Annotated in this window: 4 protein-coding genes; all 4 read left to right on the plus strand. The window is 72.5% G+C overall.

The window, feature by feature from the left end; translation table 11 throughout:
* The first annotated feature begins 292 nt into the window (after positions 1-292).
* The 4 genes from ACFXA3_RS38465 to ACFXA3_RS38480 are packed head-to-tail and all read left to right on the plus strand — an operon-like array spanning position 293 to position 3447.
* A complete protein-coding gene (locus tag ACFXA3_RS38465) occupies positions 293-736 on the plus strand; it encodes a GntR family transcriptional regulator (RefSeq protein WP_385195321.1) in 444 nt (147 codons plus the stop codon).
* Entirely contained in the window at positions 733-1692 is a 960-nt protein-coding gene (locus ACFXA3_RS38470; RefSeq protein WP_385195324.1) for an ABC transporter ATP-binding protein, read from the plus strand. Before ACFXA3_RS38465 ends, ACFXA3_RS38470 begins: the two co-directional genes overlap by 4 nt.
* Entirely contained in the window at positions 1689-2636 is a 948-nt protein-coding gene (locus tag ACFXA3_RS38475; RefSeq protein ID WP_385195326.1) for a transporter, read from the plus strand. Before ACFXA3_RS38470 ends, ACFXA3_RS38475 begins: the two co-directional genes overlap by 4 nt.
* A 37-nt stretch (positions 2637-2673) precedes the next feature.
* Positions 2674-3447 (plus strand): class I SAM-dependent methyltransferase, encoded by a 774-nt coding sequence (locus ACFXA3_RS38480; RefSeq protein ID WP_385195328.1) that lies wholly within the window; start codon positions 2674-2676, stop codon positions 3445-3447.
* Positions 3448-3664: the final 217 nt, after the last annotated feature.

Genomic DNA, 3664 nt, shown 5'->3' on the forward strand with positions numbered 1-3664 from the left:
TGCCCGACCCTGACTTCACCGAGCGGATCCGCGCGCTGACGGCCGCGGCCGCCCGGCCGCCGAGGCCGGGCCGGCGCACCGCGCCCCGGCTCCCCGCCCGGCTCCGGGCCACTTGACGGCCCGGGACGACGTTCTCGCTCCCGCATCCGCCGGTCCTTCCACCCCGTGCCCTCGGTGACGGGATTCCGAGGTCCGGAGATCCCGCCACATCCAGGCGCAGGCCGGCGATTTGACGGACCATGACCCAGCGCTGCACCATTCCACTAAGGCATTAGTGGAATGAGGCAGGCGCATGATCGAGTTTCAGGTGGACCGGCACAGCGGTGTCGCCACGTATCTGCAGCTCGTCAGCCAGGTCAAACAGGCGCTCAGACTGGGCGTACTGGAACCGGGGGACCGGCTGCCGACCGCCAGGGCCGTGGTGGAAGCCACCGCCATCAACCCCAACACCGTGCTGAAGGCCTACCGCGAGCTGGAACGCGAAGGACTCGTCGAACCCCGCCCGGGCCAGGGCACGTTCGTCACCCGCTCGCTCTCCCGCCCCGAGGCGGCGGCCGACTCGCCGCTGCGCGGCGACCTCGTCGCCTGGGTGAAGCGGGCGCACGAGGCGGGGCTGGGCCGCGAGGACGTCCTGGCGCTCGTCGAGGCGGCGCTCGCCGCGGCGGCGCAGGCGCCGAAGGGCTCCGTGCGGGCCGCCACCACCGCCGAAGCACCGTCACGAGAGGACACCACGTGAACGACCCGACCGCCGGACCGGCGCTCCGGGCGACAGGACTGGGGCAGTGGTTCCGGGGGAACCGGGCCCTGCACGACTGCGAGTTCGAACTGCCGGCGGGCAGGATCACGGCGCTCGTCGGCCCCAACGGGGCCGGCAAGAGCACCTTGTTCCACCTGATGACCGGCCTGCTGCGGCCCACCACCGGGGAGATCCGGGTCTTCGGCGCCGTCCCCGGCAGCCGGGCCGCACGCTCCCGCACGGCGTTCGTCAGCCAGGACAAGCCGCTCTACCCGCAGTTCACCGTCGCCGAGATGCTGGCCGTGGGCCGCAGGCTCAGCCCCGAACGCTGGGACCAGGCGAAGGCCGAACGCATCGTGGGCGACGGGGACATCTCGCCGAAGACCCGGATCGGCACCCTCTCCGGAGGCAAACGCACCCGCGTCGCCCTCGCCCTGGCCCTCGGCAAACAGGCCGACCTGCTCCTCCTGGACGAACCGCTCGCCGACCTCGACCCACTGGTCCGCCACGAGGTGACGGGCCTGCTCATGGCCGAGGCCGCCGACCGCGGGATCACCGTCGTGATCTCCTCGCACGTCCTGCCCGAACTGGAGAACGTCTGCGACCACGTCCTGCTCCTCCAGGACGGCCGGATCCGGCTCGCCGGGGACACCCAGGACCTGCGGCAGGCGTACACCCGCGTCACCGGCCGCGCCGACCCCGGCACCCCGGACGGCCTGCCGCGCGGAGCCGACCGCGACGCCGTCGTGCACGCCACCACCACGGGCCGCCAGCTGACCGCCCTGCTGCGCAACGCGCCCGGCTCCACCCGCCCGTCGGGCGCGGACGAAGCCTGGATCACCGCCACCCCCTCCCTCGAAGAGCTCCTGCTCGCGCACCTGCGCTCCGGCCACCGCAGCGCACCACCCGCCACGGTCGCCGCGGCGGCCGCCGACGCGAAGGAGGCCGCGGCATGACGGGCACCCTGTGGCTCGCCTGGCGCCAGCAGCGCCTGCTCATCCTCACCGGAACCCTGCTCGTCACGGTCTGCGCGCTCTGGGCCGCCCTGCGGCGGGCCGACCTGATCGAGGCCATCGGCGGATACGACCTCTCGCAGTGCAAGGGATGGAACGGCACCTGCCCGCCCCAGGCCTACGCGGCCATGTCCGAGAGCAACACCGGAATCCGGATCCTGGGCACCATAGGCCTGGCGCTCCCGGCGGCCATCGGCATGTTCTGGGGAGCCCCGCTCATCGGCCGCGAGCTGGAGAACGGCACGATCAAGGTCGTCCTCACCCAGAACACCGGCGCCCGCGCCTGGTTCGCCGCCCGGTTCGGCCTCGCCGCCCTGTGCGCAGCCGCCTTCTCGGCCGCCGTCGCCGGCCTCATCGCCTGGTGGTGGGCGCCGATCTCCAACATGTCCGACGGCGTCTACTGGTACGACCCGTACGTCCTGGGCGGCTCCGGCCCCTCGGCCGTCGCCGGAGCCCTGTTCGGACTCGCCGCCGGCACCGCGACCGGCCTGCTGGTGCGCCGCACCCTCCCGGCGATGGGCGCGACCCTCGGCGTGGTCCTGTGCACCGCCGCCGTGCTGACCTTCTTCCGGCGGGACTTCGTCACCCCCGTCGACCGCATCACCCCCGGCATGACGCCCAAGCAGCTCATCGGCAGTGCCTGGTCCGCGGGATACCGCTACCTCACCCCCGACGGGGCCCAGCACCCCCTGGAGAACTGCCTGTACTCCGGGGACGAGCTGCGCCGCTGCATGGACGAGCACGGCTTCACGGGCCGGGTCCACAAGGTCTACCCCAGCTCGGACTTCTGGACCTTCCAGGCGATCGACACCACGGTCTACCTGCTCCTGGCCCTTGCCCTCGTCGCCCTGACGGCCGGCCTGCTGCGGCGCCGCCGCCTCGGCTGAACGCCGCCCCCCGACCGCTCCTCCCGGAGGAACTCCCATGGCAACCAAGAAGAACCTCGTCTCCAACCGCACCACCCTCACCCACAAGGTCCGCTACGCGGCGCGCAACCCCGCACGCATCGGCCCGTACGTCCGCCGGGCCGCCCGCGACAGCTGGCTGCGGCTCAAGCACCCCGACCACGTGGGCTACTACCGGGCGGTCATGGCCTCCGACACCGCCCGCAACCCCGAGGCCGCCGTCGGCAGCCAGACCCACGAACGCTGGCTGGCCCTCGGCAAGATGCAGTTCGACTACCTCGTGGAACACGGCCTCGCCCCGCACCACACCATGCTCGACATCGGCTGCGGCAACCTGCGCGCGGGCTGGCGGTTCATCGAGCACCTCGACGCCGGCCACTACTACGGCATCGACATCTCGCCCGACATCCTGATATCGGCCAAGAAGACGCTGGCCCGCCAGGAGCTCCAGGGCAAACTGCCGCACCTGACCCTGACCCAGGACCTCACGCTCGACTTCCTGCCCGACGCCCACTTCGACGTCGTGCACGCCCACAGCGTGTTCTCCCACTCGCCGATCGAGATCATCGAAGAATGCCTCGCGCACGTCGGCCGGATCCTGGCCCCGGGCGGCTACTTCGACTTCACCTTCGACCGCACCGAGGGCACCGAACACCAGGTCCTGCGGGAGGACTTCTACTACCGCACGCAGACGCTGGTCGATCTCGCGGCCCGGCACGGCCTGACGGCCCGCTTCATGGAGGACTGGGAGCGGTTCGGGCACGGCCAGTCCAAGATCCGCGTCACCGCCTGATCCGCGGGTGCCGCCCGGTGGGGACCACCGGGCGGCACCCGCGGTCCGGGTCAGCGCGAACCGCGCTCCGGGAGGTCCTGCTCGGCCGGAGCCGCGGTGAGCTCGGGGACCAGGGCGAAGCTGCGCTTGGCGGTGGGGGCCGCCGGCCCCTTCTTCCCGCAGAACGCGCCTTCGAGCGTGCCGCCCAGGGCCGTGTGCGCGCCGCCCCGGTTCGCGG

Origin of the sequence: Streptomyces sp. NPDC059456 (assembly GCF_042750055.1) — a bacterium.
Taxonomy (GTDB): Bacteria; Actinomycetota; Actinomycetes; order Streptomycetales; family Streptomycetaceae; genus Streptomyces.